1 protein-coding gene and 1 pseudogene are annotated in these 1041 nt (G+C 69.5%); both read right to left on the bottom strand.

Going from position 1 to position 1041, the window contains the following annotated elements:
- The coding region (locus tag ACZ5CR_RS47335) for an AMP-binding protein (protein ID WP_468870269.1) at nt 1-702 on the bottom strand (702 nt) is incomplete at its 3' end.
- Between the two features lie 62 nt (nt 703-764).
- Nucleotides 765-1041, bottom strand: a pseudogene (locus tag ACZ5CR_RS47330) (hypothetical protein); the annotation flags it as partial.

Genomic DNA, 1041 nt, shown 5'->3' with positions numbered 1-1041 from the left:
CAGATGCAGCAGCTGGGAGGCCATGATGCCCGGAGCTATGTGGTACAGCGGCGAACACGAGAGGTGGACACCGTGCCCGGGGTGCAGGTCGAATCGGGCCATGAACTTGCCGAACATAGCGATCATCAGTTCGGGCGGGATCGGTGAAGTCCCCCCGCGGCGTACGCCCTTGGGGCGGCCGGTGGTGCCCGAGGTGTACCCCATGATTGACCCGGCGAACCGCTCCTCGGGACGGCTGGGTGAGGCGGCCGCCATCATCGCGGCGTAATCGTCCCACCCCGCGACCTCCCCACCAACGGTGAAGCGGGCGGCCGGCAATTGGTTGCCGACCGGCGCGAGCCCAGCGGCCAAGTCTGCGTGGGCGATGAGTGCCTTGGCGCCGCTGTCGGCGATGATGTAGCCGGCCTCGCCGGGGGTCAGGTGCACATTGATCGGCACCATGTGCATCCCGGCCTGCCCCGTGGCCATCACCAGCTCGAAGTACTCGACCGAGTTGTGCAGTACGCCGGCGACCACGTCGCCGCGACCCAGTCCCAGCGTGCGCAACCCGTTGGCGAGCCGGTTACCCGCCTCGCCGAGCCCGCCGAATGTCACCTCGTGCCCGTCCGGGGCGACCAGCGCAAGCCGACCCGGATCGGTATCGGCGAGCGTGTACACACTCGGGGCGGCTTCGCTGTGGGCGGTGGGGTCGGAAGTGGACATCACTGAACACCCTTCATCGGGAGTGATCGTGGGTTCTCGGTTCCAGGGGCGTCCCGGGCCGGTCAGCCGACCGGTGCGGCGGTCCGGAGCCCGCCGACGCCGGGGGAGGCCACGGCCGTTGCTCCGTAGAAGGTCTGGCCGGCGGTCGCCATGTCCCGCACCAGGGGTGGCACCGTGTACGCCTCGCCATAGGCCGCCGCCAGCCTGTCGCATTCGGCGACGAACTCCTGCAGCCCGATGACGTCGATGGCGAAGAACGGCCCACCGAGGTGAGCGGGGAAGCCGACGCCGAGGATCGCGCCGAGATCGCCGTCGATGACCGACGGCAGGACACCCTCG

The sequence above is a fragment of the Streptomyces sp. NPDC031274 genome, assembly GCF_055570235.1.
Note: the sequence above shows the minus strand (reverse complement) of the source record. Positions and strands in the feature narration are given on the sequence as shown.